General features: G+C 69.4%; 22 protein-coding genes. 5 read left to right on the top strand and 17 right to left on the bottom strand.

Annotated features, from left to right (window positions below):
* Nucleotides 1–9: 9 nt before the first annotated feature.
* The gene (locus tag ACIPYT_RS11310; RefSeq protein WP_401073831.1) at nucleotides 10–1470 is read right to left on the bottom strand and encodes an aspartate ammonia-lyase; all 1461 of its coding nucleotides are present in this window, start codon (nucleotides 1468–1470) and stop codon (nucleotides 10–12) included.
* 93 nt (nucleotides 1471–1563) lie between these two features.
* Nucleotides 1564–2478 (bottom strand): phosphodiesterase, encoded by a 915-nt coding sequence (locus ACIPYT_RS11305; RefSeq protein ID WP_401073828.1) that lies wholly within the window; start codon nucleotides 2476–2478, stop codon nucleotides 1564–1566.
* A gap of 70 nt (nucleotides 2479–2548) precedes the next feature.
* Here ACIPYT_RS11305 and ACIPYT_RS11300 point away from each other — a divergent pair, with 70 nt between their 5' ends.
* Complete coding sequence (locus ACIPYT_RS11300; protein WP_401073825.1) at nucleotides 2549–3115, top strand: TetR/AcrR family transcriptional regulator; 567 nt, start codon at nucleotides 2549–2551, stop codon at nucleotides 3113–3115.
* A gap of 10 nt (nucleotides 3116–3125) precedes the next feature.
* Here the strand turns inward: ACIPYT_RS11300 and ACIPYT_RS11295 are convergent, their stop codons facing one another.
* Nucleotides 3126–3461, bottom strand: coding sequence for a peptidase (locus tag ACIPYT_RS11295; protein WP_401073823.1), 336 nt, complete (start codon nucleotides 3459–3461; stop codon nucleotides 3126–3128).
* Complete coding sequence (locus tag ACIPYT_RS11290; RefSeq protein ID WP_401073821.1) at nucleotides 3458–4864, bottom strand: anion permease; 1407 nt, start codon at nucleotides 4862–4864, stop codon at nucleotides 3458–3460. Before ACIPYT_RS11290 ends, ACIPYT_RS11295 begins: the two co-directional genes overlap by 4 nt.
* A 157-nt stretch (nucleotides 4865–5021) precedes the next feature.
* Between ACIPYT_RS11290 and ACIPYT_RS11285 the strand changes: the two genes are divergently transcribed.
* Both ACIPYT_RS11285 and ACIPYT_RS11280 read left to right on the top strand, forming a co-directional pair.
* On the top strand, nucleotides 5022–7115 hold the full coding sequence (locus ACIPYT_RS11285; protein WP_401073818.1) for a S9 family peptidase: 2094 nt from the start codon (nucleotides 5022–5024) through the stop codon (nucleotides 7113–7115).
* Between the two features lie 471 nt (nucleotides 7116–7586).
* Nucleotides 7587–8177 (top strand): DUF559 domain-containing protein, encoded by a 591-nt coding sequence (locus tag ACIPYT_RS11280; protein WP_401073815.1) that lies wholly within the window; start codon nucleotides 7587–7589, stop codon nucleotides 8175–8177.
* A gap of 97 nt (nucleotides 8178–8274) precedes the next feature.
* On the opposite strand, the gene ACIPYT_RS11275 is transcribed toward ACIPYT_RS11280, so the two are convergent.
* From ACIPYT_RS11275 to truB, 6 genes are all read right to left on the bottom strand, one after another.
* The gene (locus tag ACIPYT_RS11275; RefSeq protein WP_401073813.1) at nucleotides 8275–9303 is read right to left on the bottom strand and encodes an ATP-dependent 6-phosphofructokinase; all 1029 of its coding nucleotides are present in this window, start codon (nucleotides 9301–9303) and stop codon (nucleotides 8275–8277) included.
* A 222-nt stretch (nucleotides 9304–9525) separates the two neighbouring features.
* Nucleotides 9526–11670: a DEAD/DEAH box helicase gene (locus ACIPYT_RS11270; protein WP_401073810.1), complete on the bottom strand. Its 2145-nt coding sequence runs from the start codon at nucleotides 11668–11670 to the stop codon at nucleotides 9526–9528.
* A 198-nt stretch (nucleotides 11671–11868) separates the two neighbouring features.
* Nucleotides 11869–12822, bottom strand: a complete 954-nt coding sequence (locus tag ACIPYT_RS11265; protein ID WP_401073807.1) for a bifunctional riboflavin kinase/FAD synthetase — start codon at nucleotides 12820–12822, stop codon at nucleotides 11869–11871.
* Nucleotides 12819–13238 carry a hypothetical protein gene (locus ACIPYT_RS11260; protein ID WP_401074822.1) on the bottom strand — a complete coding sequence of 140 codons (420 nt, stop codon included), beginning with the start codon at nucleotides 13236–13238 and terminating at the stop codon, nucleotides 12819–12821. Before ACIPYT_RS11260 ends, ACIPYT_RS11265 begins: the two co-directional genes overlap by 4 nt.
* 108 nt (nucleotides 13239–13346) lie before the next feature.
* Complete coding sequence (locus tag ACIPYT_RS11255; protein WP_401073804.1) at nucleotides 13347–13715, bottom strand: hypothetical protein; 369 nt, start codon at nucleotides 13713–13715, stop codon at nucleotides 13347–13349.
* Nucleotides 13712–14605 (bottom strand): tRNA pseudouridine(55) synthase TruB, encoded by an 894-nt coding sequence (gene truB / locus ACIPYT_RS11250; protein WP_401073802.1) that lies wholly within the window; start codon nucleotides 14603–14605, stop codon nucleotides 13712–13714. The genes ACIPYT_RS11255 and truB overlap by 4 nt, the downstream gene beginning before the upstream one ends.
* 68 nt (nucleotides 14606–14673) lie before the next feature.
* Here truB and ACIPYT_RS11245 point away from each other — a divergent pair, with 68 nt between their 5' ends.
* The gene (locus tag ACIPYT_RS11245; RefSeq protein ID WP_401073799.1) at nucleotides 14674–15573 is read left to right on the top strand and encodes an A/G-specific adenine glycosylase; all 900 of its coding nucleotides are present in this window, start codon (nucleotides 14674–14676) and stop codon (nucleotides 15571–15573) included.
* 22 nt (nucleotides 15574–15595) lie between these two features.
* Here the strand turns inward: ACIPYT_RS11245 and ACIPYT_RS11240 are convergent, their stop codons facing one another.
* The 6 genes from ACIPYT_RS11240 to ACIPYT_RS11215 all read right to left on the bottom strand — a co-directional run bounded on the left by ACIPYT_RS11240 (nucleotide 15596) and on the right by ACIPYT_RS11215 (nucleotide 23717).
* Nucleotides 15596–17749 (bottom strand): LuxR C-terminal-related transcriptional regulator, encoded by a 2154-nt coding sequence (locus ACIPYT_RS11240; protein ID WP_401073796.1) that lies wholly within the window; start codon nucleotides 17747–17749, stop codon nucleotides 15596–15598.
* A 166-nt stretch (nucleotides 17750–17915) separates the two neighbouring features.
* A complete protein-coding gene (gene rbfA / locus ACIPYT_RS11235) occupies nucleotides 17916–18347 on the bottom strand; it encodes a 30S ribosome-binding factor RbfA (protein WP_401073793.1) in 432 nt (143 codons plus the stop codon).
* 76 nt (nucleotides 18348–18423) lie between these two features.
* Entirely contained in the window at nucleotides 18424–21180 is a 2757-nt protein-coding gene (infB, locus tag ACIPYT_RS11230) for a translation initiation factor IF-2 (RefSeq protein WP_401073791.1), read from the bottom strand.
* Nucleotides 21181–21239: 59 nt separating this feature from the next.
* Nucleotides 21240–21449, bottom strand: coding sequence for a YlxR family protein (locus tag ACIPYT_RS11225; protein ID WP_401073788.1), 210 nt, complete (start codon nucleotides 21447–21449; stop codon nucleotides 21240–21242).
* A gap of 125 nt (nucleotides 21450–21574) precedes the next feature.
* On the bottom strand, nucleotides 21575–22558 hold the full coding sequence (gene nusA / locus ACIPYT_RS11220) for a transcription termination factor NusA (protein ID WP_401073785.1): 984 nt from the start codon (nucleotides 22556–22558) through the stop codon (nucleotides 21575–21577).
* A gap of 118 nt (nucleotides 22559–22676) precedes the next feature.
* Nucleotides 22677–23717 carry a TIGR00730 family Rossman fold protein gene (locus tag ACIPYT_RS11215; RefSeq protein WP_401073782.1) on the bottom strand — a complete coding sequence of 347 codons (1041 nt, stop codon included), beginning with the start codon at nucleotides 23715–23717 and terminating at the stop codon, nucleotides 22677–22679.
* Between the two features lie 149 nt (nucleotides 23718–23866).
* Between ACIPYT_RS11215 and ACIPYT_RS11210 the strand changes: the two genes are divergently transcribed.
* A complete protein-coding gene (locus ACIPYT_RS11210; RefSeq protein WP_401073779.1) occupies nucleotides 23867–24370 on the top strand; it encodes a pyridoxamine 5'-phosphate oxidase family protein in 504 nt (167 codons plus the stop codon).
* 64 nt (nucleotides 24371–24434) lie between these two features.
* Here the strand turns inward: ACIPYT_RS11210 and ACIPYT_RS11205 are convergent, their stop codons facing one another.
* Complete coding sequence (locus ACIPYT_RS11205) at nucleotides 24435–26192, bottom strand: proline--tRNA ligase (protein ID WP_401073777.1); 1758 nt, start codon at nucleotides 26190–26192, stop codon at nucleotides 24435–24437.
* Nucleotides 26193–26208 lie beyond the last annotated feature (16 nt).

The following is a 26208-nucleotide window of genomic DNA, read 5'->3' as shown; positions in this document are numbered from 1 at the left end:
GGGATCCGATCAGATCTCGATCAGGTCCTCGGGCGTGATGACGGGGATCGCCGCGGTGATCGCCTCGAGACCCGAGAGACGCGCGGGCGACAGCTGCTTCGTGACCTCGTCACGCGACATCAGGCCGGCCTCGACGACGAGGTCCGCGACGTTGCGGTTCGTGAGGAGCGCGGTCTTCGCGAGCGCGGCAGCCGCCGCGTAGCCGATGAAGGGCGTCAGCGCCGTGATGACGCCGACCGAGGCACCGACCATCGCGCCGAGGCGATCGCGGTTCGCGGTGATGCCGTCGACGCAGTTGACCCGCAGGGTCCACATCGCCTGCCGCATCCAGGTGATCGACTGGAAGATCGAGTGCGCGATCACCGGCTCGAACGCGTTGAGCTGCAGCTGACCGGCCTCGGCGGCCATCGTGACGGTCATGTCGGCGCCCGCGACCGCGAAGGCCACCTGGTTCACGACCTCGGGGATGACGGGGTTGACCTTGCCGGGCATGATGCTCGACCCCGCCTGCATCGCGGGCAGGTTGATCTCGCCGAGACCCGCCTGCGGGCCCGACGAGAGCAGACGCAGGTCGTTGCAGATCTTCGACAGCTTCATGGCGTTGCGCTTGAGCGTCGAGGAGAACGACATGAACGAGCCCGTGTCGCTCGTGGCCTCGACGAGGTCTCCGGCCGTCACGAGGTCGAGCTCGGTGATCTCGCGCAGGTGCTTGAGCACGGCGGGCGCGTAGTCGATGTGGGTCGTGATGCCGGTGCCGATGGCGGTGGCGCCCATGTTGATCTCGAACATGAGCGAGGCGTTCTCGGTTAGGCGCGTGTGATCGTAGCCGAGGGTCGTGGCGAACCCGTGGAACTCCTGCCCGAGCGTCATCGGCACGGCATCCTGCAGCTGCGTGCGGCCGACCTTGAGCACGTCGTGGAACTCGTGCGACTTGTGCAGGAAGGACACACGCAGCAGGTCGAGCTCCTCGAGCAGCGAGCGCAGCGTGAGCGAGAGGCCGATCTTGACCGCGGTCGGGTAGACGTCGTTGGTCGACTGGCTGCGGTTCGTGTGGTCGATCGGCGACAGGAAGGCGTAGTCGCCCTTCTCGCGGCCGGCCATCTCGAGCGCGATGTTGGTGATGACCTCGTTCGCGTTCATGTTGGTCGAGGTGCCGGCACCGCCCTGGATGACGCCGACCGTGAACTGGTCGTGGAACTCGCCGTCGATCACCCGCTGCGCGGCACGGTCGATGAGGTCGGCCCGCTCGGGATCGAGCACGCCGATCTCGCGGTTCGCCCGAGCGCTCGCCTGCTTGACCATCGCGAGCGCGATCACGAGGTCGGGGTAGACCGAGATGGGTCGCTTCGTGATCGGGAAGTTCGCGTCGGCGCGGGCCGTATGGATCCCCCAGTAGGCCTCGACGGGGATCTCCATGCTTCCCAGCGAATCGGTCTCGGTGCGGGTCAGTGCGGGCGCGGCAGAAGCCATGTCACATCCTTGTGGGTAGTGGCGAGTGTGTGAAGCGGGGGATGCGACAAGTCTACGCCCCGGCGCATGCGTCGACCGGGATACGATCCCGCATCATCTCTTGCGCGAGAACGCCTCGAGCCGTCCTTCCGGCCCCAGGCGCGCCATCTGCTCCAGCCATGCCTGCGAGAAGTAGGTCCCGGTGGGCGCGTCGACCACGGGCACGACCGTGTGCGTGATCGTGTCGGGATGCACGTGCACGAGCTGGAAGGCCTGCGCGGCGTCCATCCCGTTCACGTCGGCGGCCGGTCGGGCGACGTTCATGGTGTAGCACGTGGCGGATGAGACGCTGACGGGGACTCCGGCGAACACCCCGTGCGAGGAGTAGTGCAGGTGCCCGGCGAGGATGCCACGGACGTCGGTCCCGCGGATGACGTCCGCGAACTCGTCCTGATGGCGCAGTTCGAGGATGTCGAAGAGCGGGAGATGACTGGGCAGCGGCGGATGATGCGTCGCGATCAGGGTCCCCTGCGGGGCGGGCTCTCTCAGCACCTCGGCGAGCCACTCGAGCTGCGCCCCGTCGAGATCGCCGTGGTGCCACCCGGGGACGCTCGAGTCGAGCGCGATCAGCCGAAGACCGTCGAGATCCCACACGCCCGTCACCGGCTCCTCGGTGGGCGCGAGATCGAGGAGGCCCTCGCGCAGCGCCGGACGCTCGTCGTGGTTGCCCGCGACCCATACCACGACGGTTCCGAGCTCCGCGGCGACCGGCTCGACGGCCTCCCTCAGCCGCCGATAGGCCTCGGGCTCCCCTAGATCGGCGAGGTCGCCCGTGACGACGATCGCGGCAGGGCTCGGGTGCACCGCGCGGATCGCGTTGAGCGTGCGTGTGAACGACGCCTCGACGTCGTAGCGGCCCCCGAGTCGCGCGCCGCCCGCGAGGAAATGCGGATCGCTGACGTGCACGATGACGTGGGATGCCGGACGATGGCGTCCGAACACGTACTCGCTCTCGGAGGTCGCGGTCATGCCCCCCAGCCTAGAGCGCACCGCATCCCGCAGAGCACGTCACCTGTAGTGATTCCGATAGAGTGCGGTCATGGCCAAGAACCAGGTGCGTCGACGCGAGATCACGGATGCCGGGCTCCGCGTGCTCGCCGCAGAAGGCTCGCGGGGACTCACGCACCGCGCGATCGATCAGGCCGCCGGCCTGCCGGTCGGGACGACCTCGAACTATTTCCGCAGTCGCGACGCGCTCGTCGAGGGACTCGTGGAGCGCATCGGCGAGCGACTCGCGCCGACCGACGACGACCTCGCCCGTCGGGCCGCGGACGCGCCGAGTCGTGCGCTGTTCGCGGACTACATCCGGGACATCGTCCGACGCCTCACCACCGACCGCGATGTGACCATGGCGCTGTTCGAGCTGCGGCTCGAGAGCAGCCGTCGGCCCGAGGTCGCCGCCCTGCTCGGCGCCTGGCAACGAGCCGGCTTCGAGGGCGACGTGGCCTTCAACGCGGCCGCCGGGCTACCCGGAGGCCGACGCGAGATCGCTCTGTTCCACTACGCGATCGACGGCCTCCTGCTCGATCGGCTGACCACGCCGATCGACCCCACGACGTCGACCGACGACATCGTCGACGATCTCGTCGAGGGCCTGCTCGGCTGACGCGCCCGCGTCAGTGTCCGACGACGATGATCAGGATGCCGACCACGACCGCCGCCGCGCACAGCGCGAAGCATCCGTACGCGCCCACCCGGGCGAGCTGCTTCTGCCCCTCGGTCAGCGGGCTCTTCCTGGCGGCCTTCGCGGCCTGCTTCGCGGCGCGCTTGAGCTCCTTCTCGGTCACGACCGTGATGGCGTCGGTGAACTCCGCGGGACTCACGACCGGCGCATGACCGCTGCGCACCAGCAGACGCAGCCCCGTGGCGTAGAACGTCACGACGGCGCACGCGCCGAGGAGCGCGGCGATGAAGACCTGCGCGAACGCGCCCCAGTCGATGTCGACGCTCACTTCGAGTCCTCCTCGGTCGTGCCGCCGGTCATGGCGGCCCCCTCCGTGCGAGCACGCGGACGCGTCGCGTCCACAGGTTCACCCTTGCCCTTGTCCTTGCCCTTGTCCTTGCCCTTGCTCTTCGCCCGCGACTTCGCTGCGGCCTCGGCCTTGGCCTTGGCCTTCGCCTTCTCGCGGGCCTCCGCACGGGCCTTCGCCTCGGCCTTGGCCTCGGCGATGCGCTGCTGACGTCGCGTCGGCGGCGGCGTGTCGGGCAGCTCGATCGCGAGTCCGGACTCGGCGACGTCGCTCATCGCGTTGGCGTGCGTGACGGCGTCCTTGCGCGAACGCAGGAACAGTCCGACGATCACGGCGAGAGCGAGGACCGCATCGATCGCGATGCCCCAATTGCCGAGCCACGTGACGAGCAGAGCGGCCACCGCGCCGACGGCGCCGGCCGCAGGCAGGGTCAGCACCCAGCCGATCGCGATGCGTCCGGCGGTCCGCCAGCGCACGGTCGAGCCGCGCCGACCGAGACCGGATCCGATGACCGAGCCCGACGCGACCTGCGTCGTCGACAGCGCGAATCCGAAGGCGCTGGACGCGAGGATCGTCGCCGCGGTCGAGCTCTCGGCCGAGAACCCCTGCGCGGGCTTGACCTCCGTCAGCCCCTTGCCGAGCGTGCGGATGATGCGCCATCCGCCGAGATACGTGCCGAGTGCGATCGTCACGGCGCAGGCGATGATGACCCACAGATAGGGATCGGCCTGCTCGCTGTTCTGCCACCCCACCGCGATGAGCGCGAGGGTGATGACGCCCATGGTCTTCTGGGCGTCGTTCGTCCCGTGCGCGAGCGCGACGAGGGAGGACGTGAAGATCTGCCCCCACCGGAAGCCGTCGCGTCCGTCGGGTTTCCCGTCGTATCGCCGGGTGATCGAGTAGGCGAGCTTCGTCGCCGCGAAGGCGATGATGCCGGCGGTGAGCGGCGCGATGAGCGCGGGCAGGATGATCTTCGACATGACCATGCCGAAGTCGATGCCCGCGGCGCCGACCCCGACGAGCGTCGCGCCGATGAGGCCGCCGAACAGGGCGTGCGACGAGCTCGACGGGAGTCCGAGCAACCAGGTCAGCATGTTCCAGGTGATCGCACCGATGAGTCCGGCGAAGATCATCGGGAGGAAGAGCTCCCCCTGCATGCTGTCCTCGCGGATGATCCCGTGCGACACGGTCTTGGAGACCTCGGTCGACAGGAACGCACCCACGAGGTTCAGGACAGCCGCGAGGAGCACCGCCGTCTTGGGCTTCAGGGCACCGGTCGCGATGGGCGTCGCCATCGCGTTCGCGGTGTCGTGGAACCCGTTGGTGAAGTCGAAGAAGAGTGCCAGCGCGATCACCAGCACGACGATGAGGACTGCGGTTTCCACCGTTCTCTTTCGGTCGTCGAGGAAGGAAGGACGTGTCGACGTGATCGACGTGATGAACGAAGAGTTCACCGTGGGTTTGACTTCCGTTAACCGGCCCCGGTAGATCCTCCCACCCACTCGGGTGCCGGTCAACTCGACCTGGACTAGCGTGGAGAGGGTGACTGATGCTCCGATCGCCGCTCGCCGTTCCACCCTCCGCACCCATCACGGCGACACGTTCGACGATCCCTACGAGTGGCTGCGAGAGAAGGACTCCTCGGAGGTGATCGGGCACCTCGAGGCCGAGAACGCGCACACGGAGGCCGCGCTGGATCACCTCGTCGGCCTTCGCGAGACGCTCTTCCAGGAGATCAAGGGGCGCGTGCAGGAGACCGATCTCTCCGTGCCCACGCGCCGCGGCGACTGGTGGTACTACAGCCGCACCGAAGAGGGCTCGCAGTACGGCATCCACTGCCGCACCGCCGCCGCCGAGGGCGACTGGACTCCCCCGCAGCTCGTGCCCGGCATCCCGGTGCCCGGCGAGGTCGTGCTGCTCGATGGCAACGTCGAGGCCGAAGGACACGAGTTCTTCTCGCTCGGGGCCTTCGACACCACCGACGACGCCACGAGGCTGCTCTGGTCGACCGACTTCGAGGGCGACGAGCTCTACACGGTGCGCGTGCGCGACCTCCGGAGCGGCGAGATGCTCGCGGATGAGATCCCCGGCACGAGCGGAGCGTTCTTCACTCCCGACGGCACCGGCGTCCTATACACGACCCGCGACGACGCCTGGCGACCCGACACCCTCTGGCTGCATCGCCTCGGCACCCCCGTCGCCGACGACGTGAAGCTCTTCCACGAGCCCGACGAGAAGTTCTGGCTCGGGGCGGGGATCACGCGGAGCCGTCGATACCTGATCATCGCCGTCGGGTCCAGCATCACCAGCGAGGAGCTCCTCGTCGATCTGACGGGCGACCTCACCGCCGAGCCGCGTCCGGTCTGGCCGCGTCGGGAGGGAGTCGAGTACTCCCTCGACCACGCGGTCGTCGACGGGGAGGACCGCCTGTTCATCCTCCACAACGACGGCGCACTGGACTTCGAGCTCGTGTCCGTCTCGGCAGACGACCCTCAGGGCGAACGCCGCGTGGTGCTCCCGCACGAACCGGGACGACGCCTTCTCGGCATGGACGCCTTCCGCGACTTCGCCACCGTCGAGTACCGGCGCGAAGGACTCGAGCGCGTGGGACTGCTCGACTACACGACGGATGCCGTCGACGACGTCGAGTTCGACGAGCCCCTCTACTCGGCGGGCGTGAGCGGCAACCCCGAGTGGCACTCGCCGTTCCTCCGCCTGGGCTACACGTCGTTCGTGACGCCCGGCACCGTCTTCGAACTCGACCTGGCGACCCGCGAGCTGGTGCTCCGCAAGCAGGTGACGGTGCTCGGCGGCTACGACCCGCTCGACTACGCCCAGCGCCGCGACTGGGCTGTGGCATCCGACGGCACTCGTGTCCCGATCTCACTCGTCTGGAAGCGGTCGTTCGGCGAACCGGGCGACGGCGCGCGCCCCGTCCACCTCTACGGCTACGGCTCGTACGAGCATTCGATCGACCCCGGATTCTCCGTCGCGCGCCTGTCGGAGCTCGACCGCGGCATCGTGTTCGCGGTCGCGCACGTTCGCGGCGGCGGCGAGATGGGACGCCAGTGGTACGAGGACGGCAAGCTGCTGCACAAGCGCAACACCTTCACGGACTTCGTCGCCTGCGCCGAGCATCTCATCTCCAGCGGCGTCGCCGTGCCGGAGCGTCTGGTCGCCGAGGGCGGCAGTGCCGGCGGACTGCTGATGGGCGCGGTCGCCAACCTCGCACCGACGCGGTTCGCCGGAATCCTGGCGGCCGTTCCGTTCGTCGACGCCCTCACCACGATCCTCGATCCGTCGCTGCCGCTCACGGTGATCGAGTGGGACGAGTGGGGCGACCCGCTGCACGACCCCGAGGTCTACGCGTACATGAAGTCGTACACGCCGTACGAGAACATCGGCGACGGGGCGTCGTATCCGCGCATCCTCGCCGTCACCTCGCTGAACGACTCACGGGTCGCGTATGTGGAGCCCGCGAAGTGGGTCGCAGCCCTGCGCGTGGCCGGGGCGCCCGACGTGCTGCTGAAGTGCGAGATGGTCGCGGGGCACGGCGGCGTCAGCGGTCGCTACAACTCCTGGAAGGAGCGGGCGTTCGAGCTCGCCTGGTTGCTCGACACGGTCGGGCTCGCCTGACGTCAGCTCCTGCTGCGCCGTCATCCTCTCCCCCCCGCCCGCGGAGGTAGGTGATCTCGCGGAAGGAGGCGGATTCTCACAAGATCGGCCTACCTCCGCACTATCGCCTACCTCGGTGGGGCACGACTCGTCCTCCACACCACTAGGTCTCCGCCCACTGTCCCCACTACGCGCATCAGAGGGCAGGCTGATATCAGCGGATCCCCCATCCTGGTGTGCGTGGACAAACTGACGACGTGGATGCGGAGCCGGAACGGCATCGCCCACAGCACGGCTCTCCGGGATGCCGGATTCACGGATGCGACGGTGCGCCGAGCCGTCGCGAGCGGACGACTCGTAAGGGTGCGACGCTCCTGGCTCGTCGACGCGACGTGCTCACACGCTCGGCGTCGTGCAGCGGCGGGAGGAGGACGCATCACTTGCGTCACGGCGGCCCTCGAGTCTGGTCTATGGACCCCGACGGACGATTCGGTGCATATCGCCGTCGCCGCCACGGCATCCCGCATTCGCATCGACGACGTCACGACTCACTGGGCGCGTGGACCGATACCGGTGCCGTCGAGGTCCGCGGAGGAGCCGCTCCTGAACGTACTGTTCCATGTCGCTCGCTGCCTTGAACCGGCCGACGCCCTTGCCGTGTGGGAGTCTGCGCTGCATCTGCAGCGGATCACGGACGTCGAGCTCGCGCGCGTCCAGTGGCGATCGGCGCGGGCAGATCGACTGGCCTCCGTCGCCTCATCGCTCTCGGACTCGGGGTTGGCGACGCGATTCGTCTGGCTCATGCGTGAGATCGGGGTCACGGTGCGGCAGCAGGTGTGGATCGACGGACATCCTCTCGATGGCCTGATCGGCGATCTCCTGGCCGTGCAGATCGACGGGTTCGCCCATCACAGCACGGCTCGAGATCGACGGCGTGACATCCGCGCGGACGCGCGTCTGGCGCTCCGCGGCTACACCACGCTGCGGTTCGACTTCCACCAGCTGCTCTTCACCCCGCACGAGGTGCAGGCGACGGTGCTCACCGCCATCGCCCAGGGACTCCACCGGGCGAGACGTCGCTGACCAGCGCGCCACGGTAGGCCATCACACCGAGGTAGGGGAATCAGAGCAGAATCGACCTACGCCGGCTCCGCCACCTGCCTCCGCGCCGGCGACCCGATCAGCCGAAGAGCGCCGCGGCCTCGTCGTAGCGGCTGCGGGGAACCGTGTTGAGCTCGCCGAGCGCCTCCGCGAACGGGACGCGCACGATGTCGGTGCCCTGCATCGCGACCATCTGACCCCAGGCGCCGTCGACGATCGCGTCTGCGGCATGGAGTCCCAGTCGGGTCGCGAGAACGCGGTCGAACGCCGACGGCGATCCGCCGCGCTGGATGTGACCGAGGATGGTCGCTCGCGTCTCGATGCCGGTCATCCGCTCGATCGCCGGTGCGAGCTGGTCGCCGATGCCGCCGAGGCGCGGTCGGTTGAATGCATCGAGACCCTTGTCGCTGTACGCCTCGTCCATGCCCTGCAGCTTGAACCCCTCGGAGACGACGACGAGAGGCGCGCGGCCGCGGTCGTGCGCGCTCGTGACGAGCGCGGTGATCTCCTCGAGCGTCTGCGGGACCTCGGGGATGAGGATGGCGTGCGCTCCCGCGGCCATGCCGGCGTGCAGGGCGATCCAGCCGACATGACGCCCCATGACCTCGGCGACCATGCATCGCTGATGCGAGTCGCCGGTCGTGCGGAGTCGGTCCATCGCGTCGGTGGCGATGTTCACGGCGGTGTCGAACCCGAACGAGTAGTCGGTGGCGCGGAGGTCGTTGTCGATCGTCTTGGGAACTCCGATGACGTTGATGCCGTCCTTCGCGAGACGGTCGGCCGCCGCGAGAGTGCCCTCACCGCCGATCGCGATGATGCCGTCGATCTTGTGGCCGTAGAGCGTCTTGGCGATGTTCTCGGCGCCGCCGCGCTCGCCCTCATACGGATTGGTGCGGCTGGTGCCGAGGATCGTGCCGCCGACCTTCGAGAGACCCTTGACCTCGTGGCGAGTGAGCGGGAAGAAGTCTCCGTCGACGACGCCTCGCCATCCGTCGCGGATGCCGACGAACTCGAGGTCGTACGTCGTGGTGCCCTTGAGCACGATGCCGCGGATGACCGCGTTGAGTCCGGGGCAGTCGCCGCCGCTCGTCAGAATGCCGATCTTCATGCTTGCCTCAGAGGGTTCGGGAACAGGGGGAAAGGCCACGCTGCCTGCGATCGACACTAGCGGTCGGAGGCGATCGACCGCCATTCGAGACGGCGAAAACGGCGGATCTTGCGGCCGATCCGAGACGATTCACGAGAAGTTCGCATCGATGTCGGCTGAGACGCAGAATCGGCGTTAAGAACCCAGGTTCTTAACGCCGATTCTGTGGCGTCGTTCCGGCGCTCAGGCCGCGCCGAGCGCCTCGCGCAGAAGGTGCATGAGGGCTCCGAGCTGCACCGGCTCGGCGGCCGCGTCGTCGGTGGCCTCGCCGTCGAGTGCTCGCGCCGCGAGCCCCTGCTTCTGGTCGATCAGCTCGGCGATCTTGGTGTCCACGGTGTGCGCCGCGATGATCCGCCACGCCGTGACCGGCTCGTCCTGGCCGATCCGATGCACGCGGTCGATGGCCTGGGTCTGCTCGGCGGCCGTCCACGACAGCTCCGCGAGCACGACGTTCGACGCGGCCTGCATGTTGAGGCCGACGCCGGCCGCGGTCAGCGAGCACACCGCGATGCCGACCTCGGGATCGCCGTTGAAGTCGTCGATGGCCTGCTGCCGGGCGGTCGAGGTCTGATCGCCGCGGATCGACACCGAGCGGATGCCTGCGGCCGCGAAATGCGCCTCCGCCTGGTCCATGACGTCGATGTGCTTCGCGAAGAAGACCACCTTGCCGACCGAACGCTGCAGCTGTGCCGCGTAGTCGGCGGCGAGCTGGGCCTTGGCCTGACCGATGCGGCGGACCATCGTGAAGACGTTGTCTCCCCCGGTCCCCGCCGCCTTCGACTCCTCGAGTTCGTTCTGGGCCACGAGACGGACGATGTCCTCGTCGATCTCCCCCGGCGCGAGGCCGCGGTCGCCGCGGGCTTCGATGATACGGCGGTAGCGCGCGGCGAGCCGCTCGCCGAGTTCGCGCTCGGCCTGCCGGATGCTCCGTCCGAACTCGTCGTCGAGCTGCACCGGCAGGTCGGCGATGAGCTTGTCGGGGAGGTCGGCCGCCACGTCCTTCTTCTTGCGGCGGACGATGCCCATCGAGATCACCGCATCCCGCGCCTCGGGGTAGAACGCCTTGTCGGCCGGTGTGAAGCCCGTGGCGTCGAGCTTCTCCATCAGCTCGGGGCCCGGCTTCTCCCCCGTGGTCCAGCCCAGGAAGCGCCAGATCGCGTCGAAGTCCTCGACGTCGTTGATCAGGGGCGTGCCGGTGAGGGCCAGCATCAGCGGGTTGCCGCCCGGGGTGCGTTCGCGCACCCGCGAGGCGAGCGACAGCACGTTCTGCGACCGCTGCGAGCTGAGGTTCTTGATGAAGTGAGCCTCGTCGACGACCATTCCTCGCAGCCCGATCGACGCGAGCCACGACATGTGCCGGTCGAGGATCTCGTAGTTGACGATGAAGACATCGGCGAACGCGTCGATGTCATCGCCGTCGCCCTGGATGACCGTGGCTCGACGCTGCGGCGTCCAGCGCTCGACCTCGCGCGCCCAGTTCATCTTCACGACATTCGGGACGACCACGAGCAGCGGGTAGGCTCCGGCGACCGACGCGGCGAGTACGGATTGCGCGGTCTTGCCGAGCCCGGGTTCGTCGGCGAGCAGGAAGCTGCGGTGCCCGGCGCGCACGGCCTCGAGGAACCGGGACTGGTGCACCATCACCTCGAGCCCCTTGGGCGACAGGTGGTCGAACTCCGGCGCCGGAGGCAGCTCCATGCTGGCGGCCGAGCCCCCCGCTCCGCTCTCGAACGCCTTGTACAGCGGGCCCATGAGCTCCCACCCGTCGAGGCGCCGCCGCGGAGTCGTGTCGACGCGAGGGGTCAGGTCGGGAGCCAGGAAGGGGTTGGCGAGCTGACGGGCCTCGACCGAGGGCGGCGTGACCTGCCGCTCGGCGATCGCCGCCGAGACGACGGGCACCTGGATAGGCGCCACGTCGGCGATGATGAGCTCCTCGGGGGCGAGCTCGGCGCCCGACTCGAGCAGCCAGTCACGGCGCATGCGCTTCGCGACCGGCGAGGTGGCCTGGTCCGCTTCGAGCAGCTGGATCAGCGAGGTGTCGCGCGCCGCGGTCTTGGCGAGGATCGTCGCCACCCCGTCGAGGCGCTTGAGCAGCTCGGCGCGTGCGGCGTCGGCGATCTCCGCGTCGGCCTTCACCCTGGCGCGCTCCTCGCGGACCAGGAAGGCGATGACCTGGAACTTCACCCGGTTCGTGGGACCGAGCTTGCCGCGCTGCGACTTCGCCTCGATCTCCCGGACCTTGCGCGCGAGGATCGGGATGAGGGGTGCCTCGTCATCTCGACGGGACGTCTTCTTGCGCCGCGTGGCGGCCGTTGCCGTGGTCGGCATGCTCCTCCTGAGCGTGAAGGCCGATGCATCCCCATGATGAGCGGCCGTTCTCGAAGTCCGCGTGTGGCGCGAGCCAGGACCGTGCGGACGGCAGTACCGGTCGACATCGATGCGCGATGACCGCGTAGGACCGCTGGCGACCGCGATCAGTCTATGCCATCACGCCCGGGCAGCACAGTCTGCGCCACGCCGCCGTGGTCAGGGGGCGACCGCTGACAGCACGCGCTCGGCGTCGGCGACGTCCGCGGCCATCTGCGCCATGAGCTTCTCGATGCCCTCGAACGCGACCATGCCTCGCAGCCGCTCGACGAACTCCACCGTGACGTCATGTCCGTAGAGGTCGAGGTCGGTCTCCCCGAGCACATGGGCCTCGACCTGCCGCTCGAGCACGTCATCGAAGGTCGGATTCGTGCCCACCGAGATGGCGGCGCGATGCCGCACGCCCGTGTCGTGATCCACGAGCCAGCCGGCGTACACGCCGTCGGCCGGGACGAACGAGTCGACGGACGCCGACAGGTTCGCCGTGGGGAAGCCGAGCTCGCGACCGCGCTTGAGGCCGTGCACCACCTCGCCCCGCACGTCGACGCTGCGGTCGAGCACGCGCGCCGCGCTCGACACGTCTCCGTCGATCAGGAGCTCTCGGATCCACGTCGACGACACCCGTCGATCGGACCCCTCGAGGTACACGTCTTCCACGACCTCGACCGTGAACCCGTGGACGGGACCGAGATCGCGTAGGAGGTCGGGAGTGCCGGCACCGCCCCGACCGAAACGGAAGTCCTCGCCGACGAGCACCGTCGACACCCGGAGAGCGCCGACCAGGATCTCGGTCACGAAGTCCTCGGCCGTCAGCGCGGCGAGCCGTTCGTCGAACGTCAGCATGAGGGTGGCGTCGAGCTCGAGCTCGCCGAGCAGTTCGAGCTTGCGCTCGACGGTCACGACGTTCTCAGGGCATCGGTCCGGTCGCAGAACGGCGAGCGGGTTCCGATCGAACGTGACGGCCACAGCGCGCACACCCGACGCGGATGCCGCGGCTCGCAGCCGTCGGATGACCGCGCGATGACCGGCATGGACGCCGTCGAACTTGCCGATCGCCACGGCCGTGCGGCCGAAATCGGCCGGGACCTCCCGCGGATCGCGGAAGACGATCACGCCTCGACCCCCGCCGTCGTCGACGCGTGAGAGGCGCCGACCGGTCGATGCGTCCGCAGCCACCAGATGCCGAAGACCGGGAGCACGAGCGGGATGAACAGGTATCCGCGTCCGAACATCGACCACACGGTGTCGTGCGGGAACAGATCGGGCAGGAAGATGCTGAGCGCGCCCACCACGAGCACCCCGGTGAGCTCGAACACGATCGCCGTCCAGGCGACCGCATACCAGCCAGCGCGACGGGCGAACACCAGCGCCAACGTCGCCAGCACGTAGACCACCGCAGCGAGCGCCGACAGCGCATAGGCCAGAGGAGCCTCGTCGAACTGTCGGACGATCTGCACGAAGCTGCGTCCGGTCGCGGCAAGCGCCATGACGGCGTAGACGATCACGAGGACGCGGCCGATGCCGGTCATACGAGAGGAAGGCTGGGAGGTGCTCATAGCTCCATCCATTCTAGGCGCGCGCACAGCACACCGGAGTCGCGACGGAGGCGGTCGTGACGGAGGATGACGCGTCGTCGGTCAGGCGACCTGGATCGTCCAGATCACGTGCATGCGCCAGACCATGACGGCGACGGCGAGAGCAGCGACGCCGAGGATGACGGTGCTCCATCGGCTGCGCTCCATGAGCGCCCAGAGCACGGCGCCGATCGGGAGCAGAACCGCCGAGACGAGGTAGACCCAGTACTCGAGCGGATCCCCCGTGGGCGGATTGCCTGCGAAGGGCGCGACGATCGCCGCGACCACCTGCACCACGAGCAGCAGCTCGACGAGGGCGAGGGCACCGACCGACCAGTCGCTGGGACGTCGTCCGGCGAGTCCGACGGTCACGCAGAACAGCCCGGCGAGGACCGCGACCACGACCTGGACGAGCGTCAGCCACAGGATCATCGGCGCTCCTCCGGCATGTTCATGGCGCTCTTCAGATCGTCGCCGCGCTTCTCGACCACTCCGACGAGCGTGTCGTCCTCGTCGACGGCGGCCGCGAACGCCCCGGTCACCCGCGTCGCCTGACCGGCGAGGCGCTTGCCGTAGCGGAGGTCGCGCGCATCCGCGGCGTCCACGCGCAGGACGTCGAGCACGCGCGATGCCGCGTCCGCGGGAGACAGCGGCGTGGCCCCGTCGAGCTCCTCGATGCCGACGGCGTCGGAGACGTCGAAGCTGCCGACCTTCGTGCGACGCAGCGCGGTCAGGTGTCCGCCGACCCCCAGCCCCGCCCCCAGGTCGCGCGCGAGCGAGCGGATGTAGGTGCCCGACGAGCAGTCGACGACCGCATCGAGGTCGATCGCGCCGTCGACGCGACGTGCGGCGCCCACGTCGAACCGCGACACCGTCACCTCCCGTGCCGCGAGCACGACGTCCTCCCCCGCACGGACGCGGTCGTATGCACGACGTCCGTCCACCTTGATGGCGGAGACCGAGCTCGGCACCTGCGAGATGCGCCCGGTCAGGGCGCGCACCCCCGCGTCGATCCCTTCCGCGGTCACCGCGTCGAGGTCGGCGTCCTCCGCGCGGACGAGCACGTCGCCCTCCGCGTCGTCCGTGGTCGTCGTCGCACCGAGTCGGATCGTGGTCTCGTAGGTCTTGTCCGCGCCGACGATGTAGGTGAGCAGACGCGTCGCCCCCTCGATCCCCACGACGAGCAGCCCGGTCGCCATCGGATCCAGCGTTCCGGCATGTCCGACCTTGCGGGTGCCGAAGGCACGGCGCACACGCGCGACCACGTCGTGGCTGGTCAGTCCAGCGGGTTTGTCGACGAGGAGGATGCCGGGCGAGACCATCCCCCCAGCCTACGGGGCGCGCCCGCTCTCAGCCGCACCGTACTGCACTGTTCGCCTAGGCTGTCGGGGTGCCCCCGATCACGCGTCCCGACCCCCCGGGTCTCACGCGCCTGGTCGAATGGTATCGGGGCGCGGCCCGCGACCTGCCGTGGCGACGCGCCGCGTTTCATGACGATCACGGCGCGTGGGGCACGCTCGTCAGCGAGTTCATGCTGCAGCAGACGCCCGTCAACAGAGTGATCCCGCATCTCGAGGCCTGGCTCGCCCGGTGGCCTACCGCGCGATCGCTCGCGGCCGCCACCCCCGCCGAGGTCCTCCAGCAGTGGGCGAACCTCGGGTATCCCCGTCGGGCGCTGTGGCTGCACCGCGCCGCGGTGGAGATCACCGAACGCCATGACGGCGTGGTCCCACGTGACGTCGAGGCCCTGCTGCAGCTCTCCGGCATCGGCGACTACACGGCCAGGGCCGTCGCGGTGTTCGCCTACGGCGACCGGCATCCCGTCGTCGACACGAACACCCGCCGCGTCCTCGCTCGCGCTGTCGAAGGCAGAAGCCAGCCGGGGCCGCCCTCGCGTCACGACCTCGAGCTCATGGAGTCGCTGCTCCCGCCGTCCGACGATGATGCGGCGACCCTCAACGCGGCCGCGATGGAGCTCGGCGCCACGGTGTGCGTCTCCCGCGCACCCCGCTGCGAACGGTGCCCGCTCGTCGACGTGTGCGCGTGGGTCGGCGACGGTCGGCCCGACACGGGCGACACACGGCGGCGGCAGGCGACCTTCGAGGGATCCGACCGTCAGGCGCGGGGCGCTGCGCTGCGAGCGCTGCGCGACGCCGCGCCGGACGCCGTCCCGATGCTCGCCGTCCTCGCCGACTGGCCGGATCCGCTGCAGCGCGACCGGGCACTCGATTCACTGATCGCCGACGGGCTGGCCGAGGCCGACGGCGAGCTGTTGTCACTGCCCCGCTGACCGCCCCACGCGGTGAGCGACGTCAGCCATGGCGCGCCGTCCGGTGTGCCAGCAGCACGAGATCCACGCGATTGCGCACGCCGACCTTGGCGAAGACACGCCCCAGATGCACCTCCACCGTGCGCACCGACACCGACATCTCGGCGGCGATGTCGCGGTTCGACAGCCCCTGCACGACGCGGAGTGCGACGTCGAGCTCGCGAGCGGTGAGGACTCCCGCCCACCGCCGCCGCATCGCCGTGGGAGCCGGGTCGGCCGCGGCCGTGTCGTCGTCTTCGCCCGGCACGTGACGCAGTTGCCGGGCGACCGCCCCGGCCCAGGCCGTCGCGCCGGACTCGTCGAACAGGCGCTGCGCCGTGCGCAGGTGTCGTCGGCCGAGGGACACGTCACCGCCGATGATCGCGCGCGTGCCGAGGGCGGCTTCCACCCGGGCGCGTTCGAAGGGCGACTCGATCGATCGAGCATCGTCGGCCGCATCAGCAGCCTCCCTCCGCCAGATCGCGTCGGCGCTCGTGGCTGAGCGCTGACGCAGCAGTCGACCCAGCGCAGACTCCGGAGGCTCGACCCGGTCGCGCCCGGCAGAGGCGAGGTCGACCCCGAGGGGCACGTGCTCGTCAAGCCCCGGAACCGAGAACACCGGCTGTGGTGCGCCACGGTCGAGCCACAGCCGTACGAAAGCGGCGGCGTCGTCGAGGTCGCCGGCCAGATGCGCGCGGATCGCCCGGTCGATGAGTTGATCCGCTCGTGCCGCCGACGGCAGCATCGCGGTGAGAGACCTCGCGAACGGCCCCAGGCGCCCGAGAACAGCCAGATCGAGTCGACGTGCGAGCACGACGCCCAGACCCGCGAAGGGCAGAGCGATCGGCACGGTCAGTGATGCCCGGTGGAGCTGCAGGCGGGCGTCGGCGATCTCGCCGCGCCACACGCGCAGCAACACCTCGGTGACGACGCGATACGCCTCGATCAGAGCGCTGTTCCCGAATCCGGCGACGAACGGGTCGTCGCTGTCCACGGCGTCGATGCCCCGAGTCGTAAGCAGGCGAAGCCCCTCATCGATCCGACCGCCGACGCCGAGCCGGAGCGCGTCGAACAGGGCGCCCGTCACAGCGCCGTCGCCGCCCGCATCATCGGGGTCTCCTTCGCCCAGCAGCAACCAGACCAGGGACACGACCGGATCCCGCAGCTCACGCCGGGCATCGGCGCGCTCCGCGCCCTCGCGCAGTGCGTCGAGCCAGCCGCGCGTCCTCTGCCTATCCCCGCGCTCGGCGCTCAACGCCGCCGCGAACGCCGCCGCACGGGTCCAGTCCAGCCAGTCCTCGCGCGCATCGGTGGTGGGACGGAAACGTGCAGGGTCCACGTCGGGCACTGCACCCTGCAGGAGGGTGTGCGCCAGGATCACCGCCGCGAGTCCGCGGAGGCGCGATCGCTCCTCGGCATCCGTGAGCACACCGGTCAGCCACCCCACCGCCTCAGCCGCGTAACCGGCTCCCAGCGCTGCGACGCCAGCCACCACGCGAGCGGCATCGCGATCCGCCCCCTCGCCATGCGCCGCGGCCTCGGCCGCGCACTGCAGCGCACGCTCGTCGTCGCCCTCGCGCGCCCGTCGGTACGCCGCCCGCACGAGAACGTCGGCCGCATCGGCGTCGCCGAGCGCGGATGCGCGAGCCCGATGCCACGCCGCGGTGATGGCGTCGCCTTCCGCGCCCGCCGCACGCTCGAGCCGTGCGTGCGCGATCCGGAGCTCTGCCGCTGACGCGGTACCGGCTAGCCAGACCGCCAGACGTGGGTCGCGGAACCGGAATCGTCCCGCGTGCACGTGCAGATGGGACGAGATGACGTCGGCGTCGGCGTCGTGTGCCGCGATCAGCGGTGCGACGCGGTCGTCGCGACTCATGGCGGCGGCGACCAGCAGCTCCCTCTCGCGCCCGCCCACACGCAGTGCGGCGTAGGAGTCGACGATGGCAGGGACCAGCGGGAGCGGGTCGGGAAGCGGTCGACGAGCGGCACGCTCGGATGGATCGAGTCGCGCGACGACCTGCCTCACGGTGGCTTCGTGCCCGTCGAGCATCACGACGAGGCGTGCGACCACGTGTGGCGCGCAGACGAAGCCCTCGTCGAGAAGACGGCCGAGAAGGGGCTGCACGACGGCGAGCGATGGCGTATCCGCCGCATGCACGCTCGCCACCTCGATGCCCCCTGTCCGGCCGAGCACGCGCTCGGCACCGTGCCGACGGTAGCAACCGGATCAGGGGTGGTGAGCGAGATGCCGGAACATCACATCCGTGTCCATCACGACCTCGGAGACCACGGGGCTCGGGAGCCTCCGGCACGACCTCGTGAGGTCAGGCCGTGGCGTCGTCGTCCTCGTGACGGTAGGGGTCCGCCTCTCCGGCGTGCGAGGCGGACGACGCCAGCTTCGCGACCTCCGCATCCCGCTCCTGCGCCTGACGGAGCAGCGCCGTGATGTGGTCCGCATTCTCGGGAAGGGCATCAGGGATGAACTCGAGAGTCGGCACGAGACGAGTGCTCAGCTGGCGTCCGACCTCGCTGCGCAGCATCCCTGTCGCAGACGTCAGCGCGGCCCCGCTCGAGAGCCGCTCCTCCTCCGTGCCGAGCACGGTGTAGAAGACCGACGCGTGCTGGAGGTCGCCGCTCACACGTACATCGGTGATCGTGACGAAGCCGAGTCGCGGGTCGCGGAGTCCCTTCTCCAGCCGCTCGGCGAGGATGACGCGGATGCGATCCGCGAGTCGGGCCTGTCGTTCTCCAGCCATGGTTTCCTTCTCCTCCTGCGAAAGCCCGTCGGGCGAGGATGCTTCACGCACCCTCGCCCGACGATATCGAACCCGATCAGCCTCGAGGCTTCTCGACCATCTCGGTGGTCTCGATCTCGTCGCCGATCTGGATGTCGTTGTACTTGCCGAGGCCGATACCGGCCTCGTAGTCCGTGCGGACCTCGGTGACGTCGTCCTTGAAGCGACGCAGCGACTCGATGGCGAGGCCATCGGCGAGCACCACTCCGTCGCGGATGACGCGCGCCTTCGCGTTGCGCGTGATCGTTCCCGAACGCACGATGACACCGGCGATGTTGCCGAACTTCGAGGAGCGGAACACCTCGCGGATCTCGGCGACACCCGACTGGACCTCTTCGTACTCCGGCTTGAGCATGCCCTTGAGCGAGCTCTCGATCTCGTCGATCGCGTTGTAGATGACGGAGTAGAACCGGATGTCCACGCCCTCGCGCTGAGCACGCTCGCGCGCCTTCGTGTCGGGGCGGACGTTGAAGCCCACGATGATCGCGTTGTCGATCGTCGCGAGGTTCACGTCGGACTCGGTGATCGCACCCACACCGCGGTGGATGATGCGCAGCTGCACCGACTCGTCGACCTCGATCTTGAGCAGCGACTCCTCGAGCGCCTCGACAGCACCCGAGACGTCACCCTTGATGATGAGGTTGAGCGACTCGACCTTGCCCTCTTCGAGAGCGCGGGTGAAGTCCTCGAGCGAGATGCGCTTGCGGGCCTTGGCCAGCTGCGCGTTGCGCTCGACGGCCTCGCGCTTCTCGGCGATCTGACGGGCCATGCGGTCTTCCTCGGTCACGATGAAGACGTCGCCGGCACGCGGCACCGAGTTGAGACCCTGCACCTGCACGGGACGCGACGGGTAGGCCTCGACGACCTGCTCGCCGTTCTCGTCGGCCATCGCACGGACGCGGCCGTATGCCGTGCCCGCGACGATCGCGTCGCCGACGCGGAGCGTTCCGGACTGGATGAGCACCGTGGCGACCGAACCGCGACCCTTGTCGAGCTTCGCCTCGATCGCGACACCGCGGGCGGCCTTGTTCGGGTTCGCCGTGAGGTCGAGACCGGCGTCGGCGGTGAGCAGCACCGCGTCCAGGAGGTCCTGGATGCCAGTGCCGGCACGTGCGGACACGTCGACGAACATGACGTCGCCGCCGTATTCCTCGGCGACCAGGCCGTACTCGGTGAGCTGCTGACGCACCTTGGCCGGGTTGGCCTCGGGCTTGTCGACCTTGTTGACCGCGACCACGATCGGCACCTCGGCCGCCTGGGCGTGGTTGAGCGCCTCGACCGTCTGCGGCATGATGCCGTCGTCGGCCGCGACCACGAGGATCGCGAGGTCGGTCACCTGCGCACCGCGGGCACGCATGGCGGTGAACGCCTCGTGACCCGGGGTGTCGATGAAGGTGACGGCGCGCTCGACGCCCTCGTGCTCGGTCCAGACCTGGTACGCGCCGATGTGCTGGGTGATGCCGCCGGCCTCGCCCTCGATGACGTTGGTCTGACGGATCGCGTCGAGCAGTCGCGTCTTACCGTGGTCGACGTGACCCATGACGGTGACGACCGGGGGACGGATCTCGAGGTCGTCCTCGCTCTCCGCCTCCAGCTCGGCCTCGAGGTCGAGACCGAAGCCCTCGAGGAGCTCCTTGTCCTCGTCCTCGGGCGAGACCATCTGGATCTTGTAGCCGAGCTCCTCGCCGAGGACCTCGAACGTCGCCTCATCCAGCGACTCGGTGGCCGTGGCCATCTCGCCGAGGTTGAAGAGGATGGTGACGAGCGTGCCGGGCTGCACCGTGTAGCCGGTCAGCGTCTCGATCTTGTCGGCGAAGTCCGCGATGGATGCACCGCGGCGCATGCGGATGGTCTCGCCGTTGCCGCGGGTGACGTTGACGCCACCGACGACCGGAGCACTCCGCATCTCGAACTCTTGCCGCTTCGCCCGCCGCGACTTGCGCTGCTTGCTCTTGCCGCCGCCCTTGCCGAAGGCACCAGCGGTGCCGCCGCCGGGGCCGCGACCGCGGCCGCCGCCGGGACGACCCGCGAAGCCGCCGCCGGGACGAGCGCCGGGACCGCCGGCACCGGGACCGCCGGCGCCGCCGGGACGACCGGGACCGCCGGGACGCTGCTGGAACGGTGCACCGGGACGACCGCCCTGACCACCGCGAGGGGCGCCGGGACGAGGCGAGCCGGGGCGCGGGGCACCCGGACGCGGGGCGCCCGGACGCGGAGCCTGCGGACGCGGGATGTTCCCCGGCGTCGGGCGCTGCCCCATGCCCTGCGCCGAAGCGAAGGGGTTGTTGCCGGGGCGCGGCCCGGTCGGACGCTGGCCCATGCCCTGGTTGGACGCGAAGGGGTTGTTGCCGGGGCGCGGAGCACCGGGCTTGGGCGCACTGTCGGCGCCCGGCTTCGGCGCGCCGTCGGACGGCTTGGGAGCAGCGGGACCGGGCTTGGCCGCAGCCGGGCCGGGGGTCGCCGCAGGAGCATCCGCCGAGGCCGCGGGTGCGGGGGCAGGTGCTTCGGGAGCCGGAGCAGGCTTGGGGCCGGGCTTCGGTCCGGGGGTCGGCGCCGCGCTCTTGGCGGCAGCCGGCTTCGCCGCGGGCTTGGCGGCGGGGGCCGCTGCCTCACCCGAGGACTTCAGCGAGGGGTCGGCCTCGATCGCCGCGCGCAGCTTGCGCGCCACCGGCGGCTCGATGGTCGAAGAGGGGCTCTTGACGAACTCCCCGAGCTCCTTGAGCTTTGCAAGTGCGACCTTGCTGTCGACGCCGAACTCAGCGGCGATCTCATGTACGCGTGGTTTACCAGCCACAATTCTCCTGTCTGGGTCGGTCTGCCCAGACAGGGCAGACCACTAGTCGCGGACGGGTCTCATTTCGAGCCGTTCACTTTGTTTCCATAGCTGTTCAGCCTTTGTTTCTCGATGGTCTGCGTGTCCAGAGGACCGGACACGCGCAGTGCTCGTCCGAAAGCACGTCGCCGCAGCGCGGCATCCATGCATTCCTGAGTCGGATGCACCCACGCGCCTCTCCCCGGCAGCACGGCACGCTCATCGATGACGAGGGTGTCGTTCTGGGACACCACCCTGAGAAGGGCGGAGCGGGAAGCACGCGTGCGGCAACCGACGCACGTTCGTACGGGTTCCATCTTACACCTGCGTTCCCACCCGACTCGCGCCGGCAGGGCGAGTCGGGTGTCGGAAAGGGTCAGTCCAGGACGCTGTCGGGCTGGATGTCGATCTTCGCGCCCGTGAGCTTCGCGGCGAGACGGGCGTTCTGCCCCTCCTTGCCGATCGCGAGCGAGAGCTGGTAGTCGGGGACGAGAGCGCGAACCGCCTTGGTGCCCGCATCCAGGATGAACGAACTGGTCACCTTGGCCGGCGACAGCGCGTTGGCCACGAACGCGGCGAGCTCGGGGTTGTAGTCGACGATGTCGATCTTCTCCCCCGCGAGCTCCTCGGTGACCGCACGGACACGGCGGCCCATCTCGCCGATGCACGCGCCCTTGGCGTTGATCGACGGGTCGTTCGCCGTGACCGCGATCTTCGTGCGGTGACCCGCCTCGCGCGCGAGCGAGACGATCTCGACCAGGCCGGCCGCGATCTCGGGCACCTCGAGCGCGAACAGCTTGCGGACCAGGCCCGGGTGCGTGCGGGACACCGTGATCTGGGGGCCCTTCAGTCCCTTCGCGACGCTCGTGACGTAGACGCGCAGGCGCGACCCGTGGGTGTACTCCTCACCGGGGACCTGCTCCTCAGGAGGGAGGATCGCCTCGACGGATCCGAGGTCGACGTGGATCATGCGCGGGTTGGGCCCCTGCTGGATCACACCGGCGACGATGTCGCCTTCCTTGTCCTTGAAGTCACCGAGCACCACGTCGTCCGCGATGTCGCGGAGCCGCTGGCTGATGACCTGCTTGGCCGCGAAGGCCGCGATGCGTCCGAAGTCGTCGGGAGTCGCGTCCTCCTCGCCGATCACGGCGCCCTCGTCGTCCTTGACGGCCTGGAGCACGGCCACGTGCCCGCTGCGACGGTCGAGTTCGACGCGAACGCCCTCGGGCGTGGCTCCGTCTGCCGAGACGTGCTTGGAGTAGGCGGTCAGGATGGCCTGCTCGATGATCGCGACGAGTTCGTCGAAGGGGATCGCCTTCTCCTTCTCGATCCCACGCAGCAGACTCAGTTCGATATCCATGTCGGCTCCCTATTCAGCTCTCGACGCGCCGGTCCACAGGCGCGACATCCGTACAACGATACCCTGTGCGCGCACCCGCGTGCCACGACGGGGAGCACGGATGCCGTCTCCGCACCGCTCAGGTGGCGGGGGCGCTGCCGAGGGCGTTGATGGCCGCGATCAGCCGGAACAGATTCCCCACCTGACGCTGGTCGAGGTGCAGGGCGAGCCGCGGGAGATGCAGCACGTCGTCGTCGGCGATCTCGGGCGACCGCGGAGCGGAGCGCTCGATGCGTCCGCTGGAGAGCATGCCGCCGAAGCGGTGGTTGAGGTCGTCGATCTCGTCGTCGGTCGGCTCGCCTCGCAGGCGCAGCACGAGCGTGTCGCCGACCCAGCGGAGCGAGTCGTAGTTGCGCCAGAACCCCGCGATCTCAGCGACGGCGGCGTCGACCGAGTCGGTGACCACGACCCTGTCGAAGTCGCCCTCGGAGATCACTCCCGTCGGCGAGAGGTCTTCGTCGACGAACCGCTGGAGCCCCTTCCAGAACGAGCCGCCCTGCTCGTCCAGCAGCACGATCGGGGTGGGCTCCGCCTTCCCGGTCTGCTGGAGGGTGAGCAGCTCGAACATCTCGTCGAGGGTGCCGAAGCCGCCAGGAAGGCAGATGAAGCCGCTCGACTCCTTGATGAGCATGAGTTTGCGGGTGAAGAAGTACTTCATCGCGACGACGTGATCGCTGCCCGCGACGAGACTGTTCGCCTTCTCCTCGAACGGCAGGCGGATCGATACGCCGAGCGAGAGTTCGGGGCCCGCGCCCTCGGCGGCGGCCTGCATGATGCCGGGACCTGCCCCCGTCACCACCATCCAGCCGTCCTCGGCGAGAGCCGCCGCGACTTCGCGGGCCTGGAGGTACAGGGGATCGTCCTGCCGGGTGCGGGCCGACCCGAAGACCGTGACCTTCGGCACCCCGCGAAAAGGCGCGAAGAGGCGGAACGCATCGCGCATCTCCGCCAGCGCCGCCGATGCGATCTTGAGGTCGAGCCGCTCGGTGTCGTCCTCGCCGAGCAGGATCGCGGTGCGCATCATCCGCATGATCAGCCGTCGATCCGTGCGGACGTCGGCGTCGTCGAGCACGGTGTTGATCTCGGCGGCCAGGGACTCCGGCAGCGGCTCCTCAGTCATGACTCCACCCTGTCACGGTCCGCCGCCGGCGGTGTCGTCGCAACGCCGCCGGTTCACCGCACGTACGTCGACCTGACACTCCAGGATCACGACCGCCCCGCGCTGTCAACACCCGTGCCGCGCCGACGGATCCGAGGGAGGATGCCGTCATGACCGAGATCACCGGAACCGAAGCCCTCGCCCGCGTCGCCCACCTCGTCGAGGACATCGACATCACGATGCTCACCACGACCGATGACGAGGGCAACCTCGTCAGTCGCCCGATGTCCACGCGGCAGATGGACGATGCGGGCGACATCTGGTTCTTCACGTCGGACGACACCGAGAAGGTCGAGGAGGCTCAGGAGCACCGCCAGGTCGGCCTGTCGTACTGCGATGCGAAGGGGATGCGGTTCGTCTCGGTCGCCGGCACCGCGGCGATCGTTCGCGACCGGGCGAAGATGGAGGAGCTCTACTCCCCCTCGCTCGACATCTGGTTCGAGAACGGTCTCGACACCCCCGGAGTCGTGCTGCTCAAGGTCACGCCCGTCGTCACCGAGTTCTGGGAGCCCGCCAAGGGCCCGATCGCCACCGCCGCGGGCGCGCTGAAGGCGCTCGTCACGCGCGACACCCCCGACGACGACATCATGAACCACGGGCGCATCGTCTGCTGACGCGCTCGACCGCATGCACGAACGCCGCACCCCTCGGAGGGGTGCGGCGTTCGTCGTCAGTGCGTCAGCGTCGCGTCAGCTTCTCGATCGCCTCGGCGACCGGGAGCGTGTCGCGATCACCCGAAGCGCGATCCCACAGCTCGACCTGGCCGTCGGCGGCGCCGCGGCCGACGATCACGATCCGCGGGACGCCGACGAGCTCGGCATCGCCGAACTTCACACCCGGCGACACCTTGGGACGGTCGTCGTAGAGCACGTCGAGCCCCGCGACCTCGAGCTGCGCCGAGATGTCGGCCGCGACGTCGAAGGCCACCTGGTCGCGGCCGGCGGCGACGACCTGCACGTCGAACGGGGCCACGGACGCGGGCCAGATAAGGCCCTTGTCGTCGTTGTTGAGCTCGGCGATGATCGCGAGGATGCGGGTCACGCCGATGCCGTACGAACCCATCGTGACGGTGACCAGCTTGCCGTTCTCGTCGAGCACCTTGAGTCCGAGAGCCTCCGCGTACTTGCGGCCGAGCTGGAACACGTGCCCGATCTCCATGCCGCGGGCGAGCTCGACGGGCCCGGAGCCGTCGGGGGCGGGGTCACCGGCGCGCACGTTCGCGATCTCGACGATGCCGTCGGCCTCGAAGTCGCGGCCCGCGACGACCGAGTGCGCGTGCTTCTGGTCGATGTTCGCGCCCGTGATCCAGCTCGTACCCTCGCTCACGCGCGGGTCGACGAGATAGCGGATGCCGGTGGCGGACTCCTCGCCGAGCACGGCGCCGGTGGGCGACCACGGGCCGATGTACCCCTTCACGAGCAGCGGATTCTTCTCGAAGTCCTCCGCCGTCGCGGTCTCGACGTCGGCGGGCGCGAATGCGACCTCGGCGCGCTTCTGGTCGACCTCGCGGTCACCGGGGATGCCGACGATCACGAGCTCGCGTGTGCCGTCGAGGTGGGTCAGGGCGAGCACGACGTTCTTCAGCGTGTCGGCGGCGGTGTACTCGCCGTCGAGGTGCGCGTTCGAGTGCGCCACGAGCGTCTCGATCGTGGGCGTGTCCGGCGAGTCGAACACCACGGGTGCCGCATCGGCGTCGAAGGCGATCGCCGCGGGCACCGCGGTGGTGAACGCCTCGACGTTGGCCGCATAGCCTCCGGCGCTGCGCACAAACGTGTCCTCGCCGACCGGCGTCGGGTGCAGGAACTCCTCGCTGCGCGAACCGCCCATCGCACCGGCATCCGCCTGCACGATCGCGTACTCGAGGCCGAGGCGCTGGAAGATGCGCTCATAGGCGTCGCGCTGCGCCTGGTAGCTCGCGTCGAGCCCGGCATCCGAGGAGTCGAAGGAGTAGGCATCCTTCATCGTGAACTCGCGGCCGCGCAGCAGACCGGCCCGTGGGCGCGCCTCGTCGCGGTACTTGTCCTGGATCTGGTAAATCGTGAGCGGGAGGTCCTTGTACGACGAGTACAGGTCTTTCACGAGCAGCGTGAACGCCTCCTCGTGCGTCGGAGCGAGGAGGTAGTCGCCGCCCTTGCGATCGTTGAGGCGGAACAGGAGGTCGCCGTATTCCTCCCACCGGCCGGTGGCCTCGTAGGCCTCGCGGGGCATCAGCGCCGGGAAGTGCACCTCCTGCGCACCGGCCGCCGCCATCTCCTCGCGCACGACCTTCTCGATACGCGCCTTGACACGCAGGCCGAGTGGCAGCCACGCGAAGATCCCTGCGGCCTGCGGACGGATGTATCCGGCGCGGATCAGCAGCTTGTGGCTCGCGACCTCTGCACCTGCAGGGTCGTCGCGGAGCGTACGGAGGAAGAAGTTGGAGAGACGAGTGACCACGGGCCAAGTCTAGTGA

Source organism: Microbacterium sp. NPDC089695 (genome assembly GCF_044749085.1).
Taxonomy (GTDB): domain Bacteria; phylum Actinomycetota; class Actinomycetes; order Actinomycetales; family Microbacteriaceae; genus Microbacterium.
This window is presented reverse-complemented; position numbering and strand designations above follow the sequence as displayed.